The sequence below is a fragment of the Kitasatospora sp. NPDC058032 genome, from assembly GCF_042885845.1.
Lineage (GTDB): Bacteria > Actinomycetota > Actinomycetes > Streptomycetales > Streptomycetaceae > Kitasatospora.
In genome coordinates this window covers 21,817-39,652 of sequence record NZ_JBHVRK010000024.1, presented here as the reverse complement: position 1 = coordinate 39,652, position 17,836 = coordinate 21,817, and the positions used below count along the sequence as shown (strand labels likewise).

Here is a 17,836-nt window from a genome sequence, read left to right as displayed (position 1 = left end):
GGGCCCCCGGCAGCGCGGCCTCGAACAGTGTGGACATCCCACCATTGTCCCCCAGCCGTCGCACCCCGACGGACAGCCGTGTGCCCGCACCGGGCCGTGGGGGGTCGCCGAGCGGTGCGGGTCACGGCGGGCCGGGGGGAGGCCCGGTTGTGGGGGTCCAGGTGGAGGAGTCCAGGAGGAGGGAGGGGGAGGGAGCTCTAGTACGGCGCCCGGGTCGCCGCCTCCAGCAGCGCCCCCACCCGCGCCTGCGGCAGGTCCAGGCAGCGCCCGACGGCGTCCAGCGCCTCCCGCTCCTGCGGCCGGTACCGGCCGTCGGCCAGGGCGATCGCCGCGCCCTGCAGCAGCAGCCGCTCCCGGCCCGGCTGGGCCAGGTGCGGGGCGAGCGGTTCGAGCACCGCGTGCAGTTCCACGGCCAGCCCGCCGGCCATGCCGTGCGCGTCGTAGAGTTCGCCGCCGAGTCCGGACAGCGCCGCCAGCGCGGCCAGTACCTGGGCCTCGCCGCAGTCCTCGAACCCGGCGTCGCGCACCGCCGCGCAGGCGGCCTCGCGGGCCGCGCGGTGGGCGGTGCCGCCGGCGGCCAGCAGGGCCAGCGCGACGGTGTACTGGGCGTCGCGCAGCATCCCGCCCAGGCGGACACAGGTGGGCTGTTCGAGGCTCTCCACCCCGAACCGGCCGTGGCAGCTGGTGCACTGCACACTGCCGATCACCGGTCCGAGCGGAAGCACCGGGGTTCCCAGCAGCCGCAGCCACCGCCGGCCGTGCTGCCGGCGGTAGTTGCGGTCCCCGCCACAGCCTGGACAGAAGAAGTCACCGAGAACGTCAGTCCGCCACCGCGGGCGAACACCCCACATCCCTGTCACGGCGCCACTCCCCAGACATGGCAGGCGGCCTGCACAACAATGGGCAGGTCACGCGACCGGCCGCCGGGCCGTCCCACCGACCCGGCTTTCCGGTGGGACGATGTTGCCACGGTTGCCGACAGGTGTCAGTACTTCGAACGGCCCGATCCGCGAAAAAATGTGGCGCAGGACACAGCGCGCGCGCCCCGGGCGCCGGACGCGCCCGGCCCGGCCGGGGAACGCCGCCGGGCCGCCCCCGAGGGGACGGCCCGGCCATGACCACTCGTACGAACTACCCGCGCCGCGCCCGGTTGACGGCGCTGATCATCGCCTTCAGCGAGGCCAGCACGGTGTTGCCGTCGATCCCGACGCCCCACAGCACCCGGCCGTCCACCGCGCACTCGACGTACGCGGCGGCCTGGGCGTCGCCGCCCTCGCTCAGCGCGTGCTCGGCGTAGTCCAGCACCCGTACGTCCACGCCGATCTGCGCCAGCGCGTCGGCGAACGCCGAGACCGGGCCGTTGCCGGTACCGGCCAGGGTGACCGGCGCGCCGTCCACCACGGCCTCGGCGGTCAGCGCGTCCCGGCCGTCCTCGGTGGTCAGGCGGCGCGAGCCGCCCAGCGAGATCCGGCCCCACGGGTTGGCCGTGGTCGGCAGGTACTCGTCCTCGAAGACCCGCCAGATCTCGGCCGGGGAGACCTCGCCGCCCTCGGCGTCGGTCTTGGCCTGGATGATCCGGGAGAACTCGATCTGCATCCGGCGCGGCAGGTCCAGCTTGTGGTCGTTCTTCAGCACGTACGCCACGCCGCCCTTGCCGGACTGGCTGTTGACCCGGATGACCGCCTCGTAGGTACGGCCGACGTCCTTCGGGTCGATCGGCAGGTACGGCACGCCCCAGGTGTGCTCCTCGACCGGGACGCCCGCCGCGGCCGCGTCCGCCGCCAGGACGTCGAAGCCCTTCTTGATGGCGTCCTGGTGCGAGCCGGAGAAGGAGGTGTACACCAGGTCGCCGGCGTACGGGTGGCGCGGGTGCACCTCCATCTGGTTGCAGTACTCGGCGGTGCGGCGCACCTCGTCGATGTCGGAGAAGTCGATCTGCGGGTCGATGCCCTGCGAGAACAGGTTCATGCCCAGGGTCACCAGGTCGACGTTGCCGGTCCGCTCGCCCTGCCCGAACAGGCAGCCCTCGATCCGGTCGGCGCCGGCCATGTAGGCCAGCTCGGCGGAGGCGACCGCGGTGCCCCGGTCGTTGTGCGGGTGCACCGACAGGCAGACGAACTCGCGGCGCGACAGGTTGCGCGACATCCACTCGAACTGGTCGGCCTGGACGTTCGGGGTGGCCCGCTCGACGGTGGCCGGCAGGTTCAGGATGATCTCGCGGCCCTCGCCCGGCTGCCAGACGTCCATGACCGCCTCGCAGACCTCCAGCGCGAAGTCCAGCTCGGTGTCGACGAAGATCTCCGGCGAGTACTGGTAGCCGAAGACGGTGTCGTCGCCCAGCAGCTTCTCGGCGTACTCCATCACCAGCCGGGTGCCGTCGACGGCGATCGCCTTGGTGGCCGCCTCGTCGTTGCGGAACACCACCCGGCGGAACAGCGGCGCGGTCGCGTTGTACAGGTGCACGGTCGCGCGCGGCGCGCCGACCAGCGACTCGATCGTCTTCTCGATCAGCTCCTCGCGCGCCTGGGTCAGCACCGAGATGGTGACGTCCTCGGGGATCGCCCCCTCCTCGATCAGCGAGCGCACGAAGGCGTGGTCGGTGGCCCCGGAGGAGGGGAAGCCGACCTCGATCTCCTTGTAGCCCATCGCGACCAGCAGGTCGAACATCTTGCGCTTGCGGGCCGGGGACATCGGGTCGATCAGCGCCTGGTTGCCGTCCCGCAGGTCGGTGGAGAGCCAGCGCGGCGCCTTGGTGATCACCTTCGAGGGCCAGGTGCGGTCCGGCAGGTCGACGGTGCCGAAGGGCAGGTAGCGGCCGTACCGCATGCCGGACGGGGCCTGGCGCACCGAGCCGGCGGTGATCGGGGTGGGACGGTCGACGAACGCGCGGGCGGCGGGAACGGGCGCGGCGGAGCTCTGCTCGGTCATGGAGGTGAGTCTCGGCTTCCTGTGATGCGTGGTGCGGGCTGGTCGGGGCGGTGTCCTCACCCGAGGTGTCGTCACCCGACTCGGCCGGCCTGCTGCCGCTCGCGGCCCTCCGTGGGGCCGACAGAATTCAGCGCGCAGCACAGTCCCCGCGGCGAGGGAGCCGGCCCTGGTGGACTACAGGCCCTCGACGCGGCAGCTAAGAAGAAGCAGCCCGTTGCGCATGATGCGGCCCAGCCTAACCCAGCGCCGCGCGACCCCGAAGCCGGCCGCCCGCTGTTCCCACCCCTTGAGACGGCGCACGGCGGCGGCCGGGCGGCGCGCGATCCCGTCCGCGCCGGTGACAACAGGTCATCGATGCCTCACCCTGGGCCACATGACAGCCGAACCGACGCTCTGCGCGATCGTTCCGCCGTACGTCCTGGACCGCCTCGCCGAGGACGGTCACGAGCCCGCCGTCCGCTCCCTCGCCCTCGACGCCGCGCACCGGGCCGCGCGGCTCGCCGCCGTCCTCCCGGCCCCGGCCGCCACCGACCGCCTGGAGCGGGTGATCTCCGACGCCGGGCACCGCGAACGCCTGCCCGGACGCACCGTGCGCCGGGAGGGCGAGAGCCCCCTGCCCGACCAGTCCGTCAACCACGCCTACGACGGCCTCGGCGCCACCTGGACCCTCTTCTCCGCCGTCTTCGGGCGGCACTCCATCGACGACCAGGGCCTGCGGCTGGACGCCACCGTCCACTACGGCCAGGACTACGACAACGCCTTCTGGGACGGCCGGCGGATGGTCTTCGGGGACGGCGACGGCGAGGTGTTCGGCGACTTCACCGCCTGCATCGACGTCATCGGCCACGAACTCACCCACGGCGTCACCCAGTTCACCGCCGGCCTGGAGTACCGCGACCAGCCCGGCGCCCTCAACGAGTCGGTCTCCGACGTCTTCGGCTCACTGGTCAAGCAGTACGCGCTGCACCAGGACGCCGCCGCGGCGGACTGGCTGATCGGCGAGGGGCTGCTCGCCCCCGGCGTGCAGGGGGTCGCGCTGCGCTCGATGAAGGCGCCCGGCACCGCGTACGACGACCCCCGGCTGGGCAAGGACCCGCAGCCCGCCCACATGCGCGACTACGTGCGCACCGCCCAGGACAACGGCGGGGTGCACATCAACTCGGGCATCCCCAACCACGCCTTCTACCTGCTCGCCACCGCGCTCGGCGGCTCGGCCTGGGAACGCGCCGGCCGGATCTGGTACGACGCGCTGACCGGCCGGCGGCTGCCCGCCGACGCCGACTTCACCGCCTTCGCCCGGGCCACCGTGGCCGCCGCGAAGGCCCGCTTCCCGGAGCCGGAGGTGGCCGACACGGTGACCGCGTCCTGGGCGAAGGTCGGCATCAGCCCGACTTGAGCCGCAGTTAAGTCAAGGTCCGGGAAAACCCCGGCAAACGCCATCGCTGGGTAGCACCATGGACACCATGCGTATCCAGGTGACCCGGACCGGCGGCCTCGCGGGACACGTCCGCCGCGCTGAGCTCGACACCACCGAGCGGGTGGACGCCCCGCACGTGCACGCGCTCGCCCGCGAGGCCGTCGCGGGCGGGCTGCGCACGCCCTCCTACGGGGTGCCGGACGGCTTCCACTACGAGATCACCGTCGACGGGCGGACGGTGCACTGCGCCGACCCCAAGCTCACCGAGTCCCAGCGCGAACTGGTCTCGCTGGTCCTGCGCGAGGGAGCCTAGGCGGGCGCCTCGGGCCCGGGGTTTCACAGCCAGCCGTCGAGGGAGGCCAGGAAGCCCGGGAGGTCGTCCCGGTGGATGGAGTGGCCGGCCCCGGCGACCGTCCGGACCTCGTAGCCGAGGCCGCGCAGGGTCGCGGCGTCCTCGGGCCCGATCAGCCAGCTGTCGTCGGCGAGCTGTACCAGCGAGGGCACGGCCGGGGCGCCGGGCAGCGCGGCCCGGTCGCGCAGCACGGAGAGCGCCAGCGCGGTGTCCGGGTCCCACAGCGCCAGGGTGGCCAGCTCGGTCTCCACGTCGGCGGCGCCCCAGCCCGGGTTGACCGCGCCGATCTGCTCCCGGGTGGCCTGCTTGAACCGGGTGAAGACCGCCGGGTCGAAGAGGCCTGGCCGGGCGAACCGCCAGGCCGGGTCGGAGTAGACCGCCCGGGCCGGCCGCAGCCGCTCCACCGCGTGCAGCAGGGTCAGCGCGCCCAGCGAGTGGCCGATGGCCAGGTCGGCGCCCCGTGGCAGGGTGTCGACCAGGTCCTCGGCGTACCGCTCGAGGCCGTAGCGCTCCGCCGGGGTGGCGCCCTCGCCGCGCCGGCTGGCGCCGTGGCCGCGCAGGTCGACGGCGATCACCCGGTAGCCGCGCCCGGCGAGCGCCGGGCCGACCGACCGCCAGCTGCGGTGGTCGGACATGATCCCGTGGACCAGCAGCGCGACCCGCCCGCCGGTGCCCCACTCACGCGTGTGCAGCTTCATGCGGCGCCCCTCCCCGGCGGTCGGCGGTCAGAACCCGAGCTTGCGCAGCTGCTTGGGGTCGCGCTGCCAGTCCTTGGCGACCTTGACGTGCAGGTCCAGGTAGACCGGGGTGCCGAGCAGCGCCTCGATGTGCTTGCGGGCGGTGGTGCCGACGTGCTTGAGCCGGGCGCCCTTGGCCCCGATCACGATCGCCTTCTGGCTCTGCCGCTCGATGTAGACGTTGGCGTGGATGTCGAGCAGCGGCCGGTCGGCCGGACGGCCCTCGCGCGGCAGCATCTCCTCGACCACGACGGCCAGCGAGTGCGGCAGCTCGTCGCGGACGCCCTCCAGCGCGGCCTCGCGGATCAGCTCGGCCACCATGATCTGCTCGGGCTCGTCGGTGAGGTCGCCGTCCGGGTAGAGCGGCACGCCCTCCGGGAGCAGCTTGCTGATCAGCTCGCCGACCAGCTCGACCTGCTTGTCGCCGACCGCCGAGACCGGGATGATCTCGGCCCACTCGATGCCCAGCTCGGCGCCGAGCTGGTGGACGGCGATCAGCTGCTCGGCCAGCCGCTTGGAGTCGACCAGGTCGGTCTTGGTGACGATGGCGACCTTGGGGGTCTTCTTGATCTCGGCGAGCTCCTTGGCGATGAACTTGTCGCCGGGGCCGAGCTTCTGGTCGGCGGGCAGGCAGAAGCCGATCACGTCGACCTCGGCCCAGGTGCTGCGGACCAGGTCGTTGAGGCGCTCGCCGAGCAGGGTGCGGGGCTTGTGCAGGCCGGGGGTGTCCACCAGCACCAGCTGGGCGTCCGGGCGGTGCACGATGCCGCGAACGGTGTGCCGGGTGGTCTGCGGGCGGTCGGAGGTGATCGCGACCTTCGTCCCCACCAGAGCGTTGGTCAGGGTCGACTTGCCCGCGTTGGGCCGGCCGACGAAGCACGCGAAGCCGGAGCGGTACGAGGAGGAAGGGGCATTCATGGGCTCCATTCTCCCTGATCACCCCCGCCGGGGCGGACACCGGCCGTCCGGGCCCTCACTTCTTCCCCTTGAACGCCGCGCCCAGGCCCCAGCCGAGGACGATCACCAGGAAGGAGACGGAGCCCCAGAGCCAGAACGGCGACCCGGTCTCCTGCCACTTGCCCATGCCCATCACGCCCGCCAACAGCCCCGCGAAGAACGCGAACGTCCCCAGCATCGCCCAGCCCCCTCACCGTGCCGGCTCCCCGCCCGTCCCCGGTGAGATTATCCGTCGGAATCAGGGCCGCCGGAACGCGCCGGTGCCCGGGGCGCGCGCCCCGGGCACCGTGCGGACCGCGCGCGTTCAGCGAGCCCCGACCGAGGCGCGCAGCGCCCCGTCCGGGCCCGCCAGCAGCAGCGGGGTGCCCGCACCGCCGAGGTCCCGGACCGCCGCGAGGTCGGCCTCCGCGGGCTGCTCCGCCTCGGTCACCACGGCCGCCGCCTCCAGCGACTTCGCGCCGCTGGCCACCGCCATCGCCACCGCCGTCCGCACCGCGCTCAGCCGCAGCGACTCCAGCGCGACCGTCCCGGCCACGTAGGTGCGACCGGTCTCGTCACGCACCGCGGCCCCCTCCGCCACGCCGTTGCGGGCGCGGACGGAGCGGGCCAGGGTGATGATCTTCTTGTCTTCGGGGTCCAGCTCGACGATGTCACTCATGCCCAGGAGCATAGGCCCCGGCCGCGGGGCCGGCGGGCGTCCTCAGTGCCCGACCGGGTTGGGCGGTCCGGGCCGCATCACCTTCACGAAGGTCTTGGGGCCGCTCGGCATCCCCAGCTCCTCCCCCGTCCGCTTGCGCCAGTACGGGTTGTCGTGCGGCAGGTGGCTGCTGACCCGCCCGTACATCCCGAACGTCGTGATCACCACGCCGAAGGCGAAGGCGAAGATCACGTTGGCGATGCCGAAGTTCAGGATGTTGGCGTCCGACCGGCCGAGCACCGTGAGCCCGTAGAACCCGGAGAGGATGAACAGCGCACCGGCCGCCATGTTCAGATTGGCGGCGAAGTTCCCGCCGACGACCGCGCCGATCACCAGGATCCCGCCCACCACGATGGACAGGACGCTCAGCGCGCCGTTGGTGGACATCCCCGCGATCTCGTTGCCCTGGGTGGACAGGAAGCCCGGGTGGTCGGCCAGCCCCAGGCTGCCGAACACGATCAGGAAGATCCCGCCGAGCCCCGCCCCGATCCGCCAGACCAGCACCAGTTTGTGGTCGACGGGCAGTTCGTCTTGCAGCTTCATGGCGACCTCCGGGGTGGCCGTAACGCCTGGCTAGCTGTAGGGGTGGGCCCCCTGCATGTGCGGCACCTCGTGCATGTACAGCGAGCCGCACTGCTGGCAGCCCCGGAGCCCGGTCCCCCACTCCTGCTCCGGCCGGCTCTCCGCCTCGGCGGGAATGGTCCGGCCGCACAACGCCAGGGCCGGGTCCTTCTCCCGCACGACGTGCCACACCTTCACCCCGCCCGCGCTCCCCTGCGGGCCGTACTCCGCGCGAAGTTGGTGAGTCATGCCTCCCATCGTCGCTCCGGAAGCACCCGAACGCTACTCGCCGCCCTCCCGCTCCGCCCCCGGCCCGGTGCCCACCGGGGCGGCGACGACGGAGCCGATCCGGTTGCGGCGCCCGGCCGAGCTCTCGGCGGTCAGCCGGATCGCGGTCAGGCCGCCCGGGACCTCCTCCGGCACCGGGATCTCGCAGGACGAGCCGGGGATCGGCACCCGGCCCAGGCGCTTGGCCAGCAGGCCGCCGACCGTCTCGACGTCCTCGTCCTCCAGCTCGATCCCGAACAGCTCGCCGAGGTCCTCGACCAGCAGCCGCGCGGTGATCCGGTACGAGCCGTCGCCGAGGTCCTCCACCGGCGGGATCTCCCGGTCGTACTCGTCGGTGATCTCGCCGACGATCTCCTCCAGGATGTCCTCGATGGTGACCAGGCCGGCCGTGCCGCCGTACTCGTCGATCACGATCGCCACGTGCGAGCGCATCTGCTGCATCTCGCGCAGCAGGTCGGCGGCCGGCTTGGAGTCCGGGACGAACACCGCCGGGCGCAGCACCGCGCCGACCTCGTCGGACTCCGAGTCCCGGTTGATGTGGGTGCGGCGCACCAGGTCCTTGAGGTAGACGATGCCGACCACGTCGTCCTCGTTGTCGCCGACCACCGGGATCCGCGAGAAGCCCGAGCGCAGCGCCAGGGTCAGCGCCTGCCGCACGGTCTTGTGCCGCTCGATCATCACCAGATCGGTGCGCGGCACCATCACCTCGCGCACGATGGTGTCGCCCAGTTCGAAGACCGAGTGCACCATCCGGCGCTCCTCGTCCTCGATGACGTCGTTCTTCTCCGCCAGGTCGACCAGGGCCCGCAGCTCCGCCTCGGAGGCGAACGGGCCCTCCTTGTAGCCCTTCCCGGGGGTCAGGGCGTTGCCGAGCAGGATCAGCAGCCGCGGGATCGGGCCGAGGATCCGGGCCAGCGGCAGCAGCACGAAGGAGGCCGCGGTGGCGGTGGTGAGCGGGTGCTGGCGCCCGATCGTGCGCGGGGAGACGCCCACCGCCACGAACGACACCAGCACCATCACGCCGAACGCCAGCAGCACGGCCTGCCAGGTCGTGTCGATGGTGCGCACGCACACCACGGTGACCAGGACCGCCGCCGCCATCTCGCTGGCCACCCGGATCAGGGTGGCCAGGTTGAGGTAGCGGATCGGGTCGGTGGCCAGCGCCAGCAGCCGGGCCGAGCCCTTGCGCCCGGAGCGCACGGCCTCCTCCGCCCGGAAGCGGGAGACCCGGGAGATGCCCGCCTCGGCGCACGCGGCCAGCCAGCCGAGCACGACGAGCAGCACGGCACCGAGGATGAAACTCGTACTCTCACCACTCACAGGGGTTCGGGCTCCGCGCTCAGTGGGTGGTGGGGGCCGGCGAGATGCCGCCGAGGCCCCGCTCGGCCCGCCAGCCGTCGAGGATCGCCTTCTGGAGGCCGAACATCTCGGCCTCCTCGTCCGGCTCCTCGTGGTCGTAGCCGAGCACGTGCAGCACGCCGTGGACGGTGAGCAGCTGCAGCTCCTCGTCCATCGAGTGCTTCGACGGGGCCGCCTTGCCCTGCTGCTCGGCGACCTCGGGGCAGAGCACGATGTCGCCGAGCAGGCCCTGCGGCAGCTCCTCGCCCTCCTTGCCGGGGCGCAGCTCGTCCATCGGGAAGGACATCACGTCCGTCGGGCCCGGGAGGTCCATCCACTGGATGTGCAGCTCCTCCATCGCCGCCCCGTCCACCAGGATCACGGACAGTTCGGACTGCGGGTGGATCCGCATCTTGTCCAGTGCGTAGCGGGCGACGTCGAGGATGGACTCCTCGTCGGCGTCCCAACCGGACTCGTTGGCGATGTCGATCGACATGACGGGCTGGTTACTCAGCTTTCGGTGCGATGGGACTGTCGGGGTGCGCGCGAGCCGCGCCGCTGGGCGGGCTTGACCGGGAGCCGGCGCTCCTCGGTCTCCTGGGCCTCCTGGCGGGCGTCCCAGCGCTCGTACGCGTCCACGATCCGGCCGACCAGCTTGTGGCGGACCACGTCGGTGCTGGTGAGGACGGAGAAGTGGATGTCGGGCACGTCGGCCAGGATGTCCTGGACGACCTTGAGGCCGCTGCGGGTGCCGCCCGGGAGGTCGATCTGGCTGGTGTCGCCGGTGACGACCACCCGGGAGTTGAACCCGAGGCGGGTGAGGAACATCTTCATCTGCTCGGGCGAGGTGTTCTGGGCCTCGTCGAGGATGATGAAGGCGTCGTTGAGGGTACGGCCGCGCATGTAGGCGAGCGGCGCGACCTCGATGGTCCCGGCGGCCATCAGGCGCGGGATGGAGTCCGGGTCCATCATGTCGTGCAGCGCGTCGTACAGCGGGCGCAGGTACGGGTCGATCTTCTCGTAGAGGGTGCCGGGCAGGAAGCCCAGCCGCTCCCCCGCCTCGACGGCCGGGCGGGTCAGGATGATCCGGTTGACCTCCTTGGCCTGCAGGGCCTGCACGGCCTTGGCCATCGCCAGGTAGGTCTTGCCGGTACCGGCCGGGCCGAGGCCGAAGACGATCGTGTGCTTGTCGATCGCGTCGACGTAGCGCTGCTGGTTGAGGGTCTTGGGACGGATGGTCCGGCCCCGGTTGGACAGGATGTTCGCGGTGAACACCTGCGAGGGCGCCGGGCTGTCCGGGTCGTCCGCGGCACCGCGGAGCATGGCGATGGAGCGCTCCACGGCGTCCTCCGTCAGGGGTTGGCCGGTGCGCAGCACCAGCATCATCTCGCTGAACAGCTGCTTGACGAGGGCCACCTCGGCGCGCTGGCCGGTCGCGGTCACCTCGTTGCCGCGGACGTGGATGTCGGCGGCGGGGAAGCCCTGCTCGATCACCCGCAGCAGCGAGTCGGCGGCGCCGAGCAGGGTGACCATCGGATGCTTCTCGGGGATGACGATCCGGACGCTGACGCGGCCGTCGTCGGCCGACTCGGGGCGCGGCTGTCCGTTGGTACGGGTCTGCGATGTGTCACTCATAGGTCGGCGCTGGGGCCTGCCTCATCCCATCCGTGTCTCGTGGTGCCGCTCGGGTCTCTCCGGGGCACCAGGGTACGCCGCGCACGTGATCGACGCGGCGGGCGGCGGGGCCGCACCCGACGATGCTGCGGCAGATCGCCGGGGTGGCGCGACCGGTTTTCCGCCCCGGCCGCCCGCCGTACCGGCGTCGGCGCGGGTACGCGTACGGGTACGGCCGGGTCACGTGCGCCGGGGCGGTACTGGTACCCGGACGAGGTCCTCGGCAAGCACGATCGGGCCGTCGAAGTGCTTGCGGGCGTCGGCGAGGTGCTGGCCGAGGTCCGGGTAGCGCTGGGAGAAATGGGTCAGCACCAGGCTGCGGGCGCCCGCCTCGGCGGCGACCTTGCCGGCCTGGCCGGCGGTGAGGTGGCCGTGGTCCTCGGCGAGCCGGGCGTCGGCGTCGGTGAAGGTGGCCTCGACGACCAGCAGGTCGGCGCCCTCGGCGAGTTCGTGCACGCCCTCGCAGAGCCGGGTGTCCATGACGAAGGCGAACCGCTGGCCGGGCCGGGGCTCGCTGACCTCGTCCAGGGTGATCCGCCGGCCGTCGGTCTCGATCGCGCCCTGCCGCTGCAGCCGGCCGACGTCCGGGCCGCCGATGCCCAGGGCGGCCAGCCGTTCGGGCACCAGCCGGCGGCCGTCCGGCTCGCTGAGCCGGTAGCCGAAGGACTCGACCGGGTGCGAGAGCCGGACGGCGTCCAGCGCGAAGCGGGCGCCGGGCACCGGCAGCGGGCCGGACTCCTCGATCGGGCGGGGGCGCAGCACGGCCGTCTCGTGGTAGGCGGTGGCGTGGCGCAGCCGCTCGAAGTACACCTCGCCGGAGGCCGGGAAGTAGACGTCCACCGGGTGCGGGACCCGGTCGAGGTTGATCCGCTGGATCACCCCGGCGAGGCCGAGGCTGTGGTCGCCGTGGAAGTGTGTGACGGCGATCCGGGTGAGCTGGGTGGCCGAGACCCCGGCGCGCAGCATCTGGCGCTGGGTGCCCTCACCGGGGTCGAGGAGCAGGCCCTCGCCGTCCCAGCGCAGCAGGTAGCCGTTGTGGTTGCGGTGCCGGGTCGGCACCTGGCTGGCGGTGCCGAGGACGACGAGTTCGCGCTGCGACACCCCGTCAGACCATGTCCTCGGTCATCGACCTGCCGCCGAGCACGTGGACGTGGGCGTGGAAGACCGTCTGCCCGGCGCCGGCGCCGGTGTTGAAGATCAGCCGGTAGTCCTGGACGCCCTCGTCGGCGGCCACCCGGCCGGCCTCGGCGAGCAGTTCGCCGGCGATCTCCGGCTCCTCGGCGGCCAGCGCGGCGGCGTTGGGGTAGTGGGCGTGCGGGATCACCAGGACGTGCAGCGGGGCCTTCGGCGCGATGTCGCGGAAGGCGAGCACCCGCTCGGTCTTGCGCACCACGGTGGCCGGGATCTCGCCCGCCACGATCTTGCAGAACAGGCAGTCGGGCTGCGGCTCGCCGGCCATCGGGTTCTCCTCGCTGGTGCTGCTCGGGTGGGTGCGTACGGCGGCATGCTAGCGGAGCCGCCGCGCGGCGGGAGGCCGGACCGGCCTCCCGCCGCGCACGGTCTAGCACTGCCCGGGCAGCGGCGGCGGGGTCTTCGCCGGCCGCTCGGCGAGCGCCGCCAGGGCCAGCCGCACGCCCTCGGCGAGCTGCGGGTCCTCCCCCGCCGCCCAGGCGTGCGGCGGGAAGGGCACCTCGACGTCCGGGTCCACGCCGTGGTTCTCCAGGCCCCAGCCGACCCGCTCCGACCAGAACGCGTACTTCGGCTGGGTCACCAGGGTGCCGTCCACCAGCGAGTAGCGGCTGTCGATGCCGATCACCCCGCCCCAGGTGCGGGTGCCGACCACCGGGCCGATGCCGAGCGCCTGGATGGCGGCGTTGACGATGTCGCCGTCCGAACCGGAGTACTCGTCGGCCAGCGCGACGACCGGCCCGCGCGGCGCGTCCTCGGGGTACGGCGACGGATTGGCGACGTCCCGGGCGACGCCCCAGCCGACGACCCGCCGGGACAGCTTCTCGATCACCAGCTGCGAGGTGTGCCCGCCCCGGTTGCCCCGGATGTCGACGATCACGCCCTCCCGGGCCATCTCCGAGCGCAGGTCGCGGTGGATCTGGGCCCAGCCGGTGGTCTGCATGTCCGGGATGTGCAGGTAGCCGAGCCGGCCCTCGGACAGCTCGCGCACGGCGGCCCGCCGTCCGGCCACCCAGTCGTGGTAGCGCAGCGCCTCGTCGTCGGCCAGCGGGACGACCACCGGGTGGCGCCGGTCGGTGCCGTCCTTGCCGGCCACGGTCAGCTCCACCGGCTGCCCGGCGGTGCCCGCCAGCAGCGGCGCCGGGCCGGTCACCGGGTCCACCGGGCGGCCGTTGACCGCCAGCACGGCGTCCCCCGGGCGGATCGCCGCGCCCGGGGCGGCCAGCGGCGAGTGCGCCCGCGGGTCCGAGGACTCGCCGGGCAGGATCCGGGCGATCCGCCACACCTCGCCGTCGCGGACCAGGTCGGCGCCGAGCAGGCCCTGCCGGCGGGCCGCCTCGGTGTGCCGGCCGGGCGGCACCACGTACGCGTGCGAGGTGCCCAGCTCGCCGTGCACCTCCCAGAGCAGGTCCACCAGGTCGTCGTGCGAACCCAGCCGCTCCACCAGCGGGCGGTAGCGGTCCAGCACCCCCGCCCAGTCGACCCCGGAGAGGTCCGGGCGCCAGAAGTTGTCCCGCATCAGGCGGCCGTTCTCGTCGTACATCTGCCGCCACTCGGCCGCCGGGTCGACGGTCACCCGCAGCCGGTCCAGGTCGACGTCGATCTCCTCGTCCTCGCCGGACGCCTTGTGGCCGGCGGGCAGGATCCGCAGCTCGCCCTCGTCCAGCACCGCCAGCCGGGTGCCGTCGCCGCTCACCGCGAACGCGTCCAGGCCGTCCACCAGCTGCTCGGCCCGGCGCTTGCGGAGGTCGAAGCGCTCCAGGGTGGGCCGCGGGCGCTCGTCGTCCAGCGAGGCGGCCTCGTCGCCCAGCTCGCCGACCAGCGGGACGCGGGTCCACAGCACCCCGTCCTTGGCGGCCCGCAGGGTGCCGAACCGGCCGCCCTCGACCGGGAACGGCACGATCCGGTCGGCGATGCCGTCCAGGTCGACCCGGGTCACCGGCGGCGCGTCGGCCCCGCCCTCCTCGCCGTCCGGCCGCTTGCCCTTGGGCTCGTCGTCCTCGCCGCCGACGGTCCGCCCGGCCCGGCTCGGCCCGAACGGGGACGGCGTGTCGGCGGCCAGCGTGATCAGGTACGGGCGGCAGCCGTTGGGGAACGACAGGTCGAAGACGTGCGAGTCGTACACCGGGTCGAAGTTGCGCACCGAGAGGAAGGCCAGGTGCCGGCCGTCCGCGGTGAAGGCCGGCGAGTAGTCGACGAACCGCTGCGGGGTCGCCTCGCAGACCGTCCGGGTGGCCAGGTCGGCCAGCACGATCTGACGCAGCGACCACGGGCCGAGGGTCGGCTGCGACCAGGCCAGCCAGGCCGAGTCCGGGCTGAACGCCAGCCCGCCGACCTCGCCGTCGGTGCTGTGCGCCAGCTCGTGCACGGAGCCGTCGGCCAGCGAGACCAGCAGCACCCGGCCGTCGTGCGCGCCGACCGCCAGCCGCTTGCCGTCCGGCGAGACCACCAGCGCGCGGACCCGCCCCAGCTCCCCGGCGGCCAGCCGGCGGCGCTCGGCGCCGAGCGCCTCGGGCGCGTACTCGATCGCGTCCTCGCCCCCGGCGTCGGTCACCCAGACCACGCCCTGCGCGGCGTCCTCGCCCGCCGCGCCCGGCACCACCCGGGCCAGCCGCCCGCGCACGCCCGGTGTCTCGTCCAGCACCCGGGCCGGTCCCTCCCGGTGGGCCAGCCAGTGCACGGTGCCGCGCACCACCACCGCGCCCGCCCGGCCGGTGCGGTCCGGGGCGGCGCCCTCCAGCCAGTACGCGGCGGACACCGGGCGGGGCCGGCGGCCGGCGCGCGGGCCGGCCGGCCGGACGTCGAGGCGGCGCGGCTCGGCGCCCGCCAGGTCGTCCAGCAGCCACAGCTCGCCGGCGGCGTGCCAGACCACCCGGGCGCCGTCGGTGGCGGCGTCGCGGGCGTAGAAGCCCTCCGGGGAGCTGCCGTGGCGGCGCAGGTCGGAGCCGTCCGGGAGGCTGGAGTACGGCGCGCCGACGCCCTCGTGGTCGGAGAGGAACGCGATGCGCTCCCCGACCCACAGCGGCGACTCGATGTTGCCGTCCAGCTCCTCGTGGACCCGCTCGAAGCGCTCGGTGCCGATCCACAGCTTGCCGGCCCGCCCGCCCCGGTACCGCTTCCACCAGGCCGGCTCCACGCCGAACGCCGAGACCAGCAGCGCCCGGTCACCGCCCGGCTCGAAGGCCAGCCCGCCGACCGGGCCGTACGGCAGCCGCACCGGCTCGCCGCCGTCCAGCGGCACGGCGTGCGCCCAGGTGCGGCGCAGCGAGGCCTGCCCGGCGGCGGTGGTGGCGATCGGCCGGCCGTCCGCCGTCCAGCCGCGCAGCTGGGTCTGCGCGTCGCCCCAGTGGGTGAGCCGGCGGGACGGGCCGCCGTCCACCGGCGCGAGGTGCACCTCGGGGGCGCCGTCCCGGGTCGAGGTGAAGGCGACGTACCGGCCGTCCGGGGAGAAGCGGGGGCGGCGGACCGGGACGTGATCGGCCGTCAGCCGCCAGGCCCGGCCGCCGTCCAGCGGGGCGAGCCACACGTCGTTCTCGGCCACGAAGGTGATCAGGTCGCCGTGCAGGTGCGGATGGCGCAGATAGGCGCCCACGGGAGTGCTCTCGGGTTCGCTCACACCCGTCACCCTAGGCACCCGGCCGCGCCGCGCGCCCGGACTTTACCGACCCCGAACCCCCGCGGGGGACGCGCCCCTACGACCAGCGGCCGGTGCGGCCCAGCAGCAGCGCGCCGGCCGCCACCCCGGCGGTGGAGGTGCGCAGTACCGAGGGGCCGAGCCGGTACGGCTTCGCGCCGTGCTCGGCGAAGGCGGCCAGTTCCTCCGGGGAGACGCCGCCCTCCGGGCCGACCACCAGCACCAGGTCCCCGCCGTCCGGCAGCGCGGCCCCGGCCAGCGGCTCGGCGCCCTCCTCGTGCAGCACGGCCGCGAACGCGGCTCCGGCCAGCACCGGGGCCAGCTGCCGGGTGGTCATCGGCTCGCGGACCTCGGGGAAGCGCAGCCGGCGCGACTGCTTGCCGGCCTCCCGCGCGGTGGCCCGCCACTTGGCGAGCGCCTTGGCGCCGCGCTCGCCCTTCCACTGGGTGATGCAGCGCGAGGCCGCCCAGGGGATCACCACGTCCACGCCGACCTCGGTCATGGTCTCCACGGCCAGTTCGCCCCGGTCGCCCTTGGGCAGCGCCTGGACGACCACGATCCGCGGCGCCGGCTCCGGCTCGCGGCGCACGGCCGTCACCGTCACGTCGACCGCGTCCTTGCCGTGCACCGCCGCGACGGTGCCGTCCACGCCCAGGCCCAGACCGTCCGCCAGGGTGACCGCCTCGCCCGGCTCCAGCCGCTTCACCGCGGCCGCGTGCCGGCCCTCCGGCCCGTCCAGCCGCACCGGCGCGCCGGGCGCGGCGGCGGCGATCCGCTCGGTCTCGACGACGAACACGGGCGCGGTCATGCGGGGAACCTCCGGGGTGGGAACGGGAACGGGGACGCAAAAGGGGTGCCGAGGAAGCCTCGGCACCCCCGCGCGGGACGGCTACCGGCCGTTGAAGGCGTCCTTCAGCCGGGAGAACAGCCCCTGCTGCCCGGGCGCGAACTGGCCGGACGGCCGCTCCTCGCCACGCAGCACCGCCAGGCGGCGCAGCAGGTCCTCCTGCTCGGCGTCGAGCTTGGTGGGCGTCTGCACCTCGACGTGCACTATCAGGTCGCCCCGGCCGCCGCCGCGCAGGTGGGTGATGCCCCGGCCGTGCAGCGGGATGGACTGGCCGGACTGGGTGCCGGGCCGGATGTCGACCTCCTCCACCCCGTCCAGCGTCTGCAGCGGCACCTGGGTGCCGAGCGAGGCCGCCGTCATCGGGATGGTGACGGTGCAGTGCAGGTCGTCGCCGCGCCGCTGGAACACCGCGTGGGTGGTCTCGGCGATCTCGACGTACAGGTCGCCGGCCGGGCCGCCGCCGGGGCCGACCTCGCCCTCGCCGGCCAGCTGGATCCGGGTGCCGTTGTCGACACCGGCGGGGATCTTGACGGTCAGGGTGCGGCGGGCGCGGACCCGGCCGTCGCCGGCGCACTCCGGGCACGGGGTCGGCACGACGGTGCCGAAGCCCTGGCACTGCGGGCAGGGCCGGGAGGTCATGACCTGGCCCAGGAAGGACCGGGTGACCTGGGAGACCTCGCCCTTGCCGCGGCACATGTCGCAGGTCTGCGCGGAGGTGCCGGGGGCCGCGCCCTCGCCGCTGCAGGTGGTGCAGGTGACGGCGGTGTCGACCTGGAGTTCCTTGGTGGTGCCGAAGGCGGCCTCCTCCAGGGTGATCTCCAGGCGGATCATGGCGTCCTGGCCGCGCCGGGTGCGCGAGCGCGGGCCGCGCTGGCCGGAGGCGGCGCCGAAGAAGGCGTCCATGATGTCGGAGAAGCCGAAGCCGGCCGCCCCCGCGCCGAAGCCGCCCGCCCCGCCGCCGCCGTTGGGCGAGAGCGGGTCGCCGCCGAGGTCGTAGACCTGGCGCTTCTGCGGGTCGGAGAGCACCTCGTAGGCGGCGTTGATCTCCTTGAACCGCTCCTGCGTCTTCGGGTCCGGGTTGACGTCCGGGTGCAGTTCGCGCGCCAGGCGCCGGAACGCCTTCTTGATCTCGTCCTGCCCCGCATCCCGTCGGACGCCGAGTACCGCGTAGTAGTCCGTGGCCACCAAATGCTCCGCTTGTTCCGCCTGTAAGAGTGC

At 73.8% G+C, this 17,836-nt stretch carries 18 protein-coding genes; 2 read left to right on the top strand and 16 right to left on the bottom strand.

Features of this window, described 5'->3' with window-relative positions:
- Positions 1-197: 197 nt before the first annotated feature.
- Together ACFVUH_RS29750 and leuA are read right to left on the bottom strand one after the other, a co-directional pair.
- Positions 198-707, bottom strand: coding sequence for a TerB family tellurite resistance protein (locus ACFVUH_RS29750; protein ID WP_355375108.1), 510 nt, complete (start codon positions 705-707; stop codon positions 198-200).
- A 424-nt stretch (positions 708-1,131) separates the two neighbouring features.
- Complete coding sequence (leuA, locus tag ACFVUH_RS29745; RefSeq protein WP_387916413.1) at positions 1,132-2,928, bottom strand: 2-isopropylmalate synthase; 1,797 nt, start codon at positions 2,926-2,928, stop codon at positions 1,132-1,134.
- A 373-nt stretch (positions 2,929-3,301) separates the two neighbouring features.
- Here leuA and ACFVUH_RS29740 point away from each other — a divergent pair, with 373 nt between their 5' ends.
- The gene (locus ACFVUH_RS29740) at positions 3,302-4,324 is read left to right on the top strand and encodes a M4 family metallopeptidase (RefSeq protein ID WP_387916411.1); all 1,023 of its coding nucleotides are present in this window, start codon (positions 3,302-3,304) and stop codon (positions 4,322-4,324) included.
- A 67-nt stretch (positions 4,325-4,391) separates the two neighbouring features.
- Entirely contained in the window at positions 4,392-4,658 is a 267-nt protein-coding gene (locus ACFVUH_RS29735) for a protealysin inhibitor emfourin (RefSeq protein ID WP_344337572.1), read from the top strand.
- A 23-nt stretch (positions 4,659-4,681) separates the two neighbouring features.
- Here ACFVUH_RS29735 and ACFVUH_RS29730 read toward each other — a convergent pair whose 3' ends face one another.
- The 14 genes from ACFVUH_RS29730 to dnaJ form a co-directional block, all read right to left on the bottom strand.
- Entirely contained in the window at positions 4,682-5,395 is a 714-nt protein-coding gene (locus ACFVUH_RS29730; protein WP_387916410.1) for an alpha/beta fold hydrolase, read from the bottom strand.
- Positions 5,396-5,422: 27 nt separating this feature from the next.
- Positions 5,423-6,352: a GTPase Era gene (gene era / locus ACFVUH_RS29725; RefSeq protein WP_380684897.1), complete on the bottom strand. Its 930-nt coding sequence runs from the start codon at positions 6,350-6,352 to the stop codon at positions 5,423-5,425.
- 55 nt (positions 6,353-6,407) lie between these two features.
- Positions 6,408-6,569: a hypothetical protein gene (locus tag ACFVUH_RS29720; RefSeq protein ID WP_355375122.1), complete on the bottom strand. Its 162-nt coding sequence runs from the start codon at positions 6,567-6,569 to the stop codon at positions 6,408-6,410.
- Between the two features lie 126 nt (positions 6,570-6,695).
- Complete coding sequence (locus tag ACFVUH_RS29715) at positions 6,696-7,061, bottom strand: cytidine deaminase (RefSeq protein ID WP_355375124.1); 366 nt, start codon at positions 7,059-7,061, stop codon at positions 6,696-6,698.
- Between the two features lie 30 nt (positions 7,062-7,091).
- Entirely contained in the window at positions 7,092-7,631 is a 540-nt protein-coding gene (locus tag ACFVUH_RS29710; RefSeq protein ID WP_355375127.1) for a DUF4383 domain-containing protein, read from the bottom strand.
- Positions 7,632-7,661: 30 nt separating this feature from the next.
- The gene (locus ACFVUH_RS29705; RefSeq protein WP_355375129.1) at positions 7,662-7,898 is read right to left on the bottom strand and encodes a hypothetical protein; all 237 of its coding nucleotides are present in this window, start codon (positions 7,896-7,898) and stop codon (positions 7,662-7,664) included.
- A 33-nt stretch (positions 7,899-7,931) separates the two neighbouring features.
- Positions 7,932-9,257: a hemolysin family protein gene (locus tag ACFVUH_RS29700; RefSeq protein WP_387916407.1), complete on the bottom strand. Its 1,326-nt coding sequence runs from the start codon at positions 9,255-9,257 to the stop codon at positions 7,932-7,934.
- A 19-nt stretch (positions 9,258-9,276) separates the two neighbouring features.
- Positions 9,277-9,771 (bottom strand): rRNA maturation RNase YbeY, encoded by a 495-nt coding sequence (gene ybeY / locus ACFVUH_RS29695; RefSeq protein ID WP_355375134.1) that lies wholly within the window; start codon positions 9,769-9,771, stop codon positions 9,277-9,279.
- A gap of 14 nt (positions 9,772-9,785) precedes the next feature.
- On the bottom strand, positions 9,786-10,910 hold the full coding sequence (locus tag ACFVUH_RS29690) for a PhoH family protein (protein WP_387916405.1): 1,125 nt from the start codon (positions 10,908-10,910) through the stop codon (positions 9,786-9,788).
- A gap of 219 nt (positions 10,911-11,129) precedes the next feature.
- Positions 11,130-12,050 carry a ribonuclease Z gene (locus tag ACFVUH_RS29685; protein ID WP_355375137.1) on the bottom strand — a complete coding sequence of 307 codons (921 nt, stop codon included), beginning with the start codon at positions 12,048-12,050 and terminating at the stop codon, positions 11,130-11,132.
- A gap of 4 nt (positions 12,051-12,054) precedes the next feature.
- Positions 12,055-12,408, bottom strand: a complete 354-nt coding sequence (locus ACFVUH_RS29680) for a histidine triad nucleotide-binding protein (protein WP_355375140.1) — start codon at positions 12,406-12,408, stop codon at positions 12,055-12,057.
- Positions 12,409-12,510: 102 nt separating this feature from the next.
- Positions 12,511-15,753: a S41 family peptidase gene (locus ACFVUH_RS29675; protein WP_387916403.1), complete on the bottom strand. Its 3,243-nt coding sequence runs from the start codon at positions 15,751-15,753 to the stop codon at positions 12,511-12,513.
- Positions 15,754-15,829: 76 nt separating this feature from the next.
- A complete protein-coding gene (locus ACFVUH_RS29670) occupies positions 15,830-16,579 on the bottom strand; it encodes a 16S rRNA (uracil(1498)-N(3))-methyltransferase (protein ID WP_355375146.1) in 750 nt (249 codons plus the stop codon).
- Between the two features lie 81 nt (positions 16,580-16,660).
- The gene (dnaJ, locus tag ACFVUH_RS29665; protein WP_355375149.1) at positions 16,661-17,803 is read right to left on the bottom strand and encodes a molecular chaperone DnaJ; all 1,143 of its coding nucleotides are present in this window, start codon (positions 17,801-17,803) and stop codon (positions 16,661-16,663) included.
- Positions 17,804-17,836 lie beyond the last annotated feature (33 nt).

What these genes read in the sequence shown, in the direction of transcription:
- leuA (WP_387916413.1), bottom strand. Translation starts at nt 2,928, where the DNA reads ATGACCGAGCAGAGCTCCGCCGCGCCCGTTCCCGCCGCCCGCGCGTTC.
- ACFVUH_RS29740 (WP_387916411.1), top strand. Translation starts at nt 3,302, where the DNA reads ATGACAGCCGAACCGACGCTCTGCGCGATCGTTCCGCCGTACGTCCTG.
- ACFVUH_RS29735 (WP_344337572.1), top strand. Translation starts at nt 4,392, where the DNA reads ATGCGTATCCAGGTGACCCGGACCGGCGGCCTCGCGGGACACGTCCGC.
- ACFVUH_RS29730 (WP_387916410.1), bottom strand. Translation starts at nt 5,395, where the DNA reads ATGAAGCTGCACACGCGTGAGTGGGGCACCGGCGGGCGGGTCGCGCTG.
- era (WP_380684897.1), bottom strand. Translation starts at nt 6,352, where the DNA reads ATGAATGCCCCTTCCTCCTCGTACCGCTCCGGCTTCGCGTGCTTCGTC.
- ACFVUH_RS29720 (WP_355375122.1), bottom strand. Translation starts at nt 6,569, where the DNA reads ATGCTGGGGACGTTCGCGTTCTTCGCGGGGCTGTTGGCGGGCGTGATG.
- ACFVUH_RS29715 (WP_355375124.1), bottom strand. Translation starts at nt 7,061, where the DNA reads ATGCTCCTGGGCATGAGTGACATCGTCGAGCTGGACCCCGAAGACAAG.
- ACFVUH_RS29710 (WP_355375127.1), bottom strand. Translation starts at nt 7,631, where the DNA reads ATGAAGCTGCAAGACGAACTGCCCGTCGACCACAAACTGGTGCTGGTC.
- ACFVUH_RS29705 (WP_355375129.1), bottom strand. Translation starts at nt 7,898, where the DNA reads ATGACTCACCAACTTCGCGCGGAGTACGGCCCGCAGGGGAGCGCGGGC.
- ybeY (WP_355375134.1), bottom strand. Translation starts at nt 9,771, where the DNA reads ATGTCGATCGACATCGCCAACGAGTCCGGTTGGGACGCCGACGAGGAG.
- ACFVUH_RS29690 (WP_387916405.1), bottom strand. Translation starts at nt 10,910, where the DNA reads ATGAGTGACACATCGCAGACCCGTACCAACGGACAGCCGCGCCCCGAG.
- ACFVUH_RS29680 (WP_355375140.1), bottom strand. Translation starts at nt 12,408, where the DNA reads ATGGCCGGCGAGCCGCAGCCCGACTGCCTGTTCTGCAAGATCGTGGCG.
- ACFVUH_RS29670 (WP_355375146.1), bottom strand. Translation starts at nt 16,579, where the DNA reads ATGACCGCGCCCGTGTTCGTCGTCGAGACCGAGCGGATCGCCGCCGCC.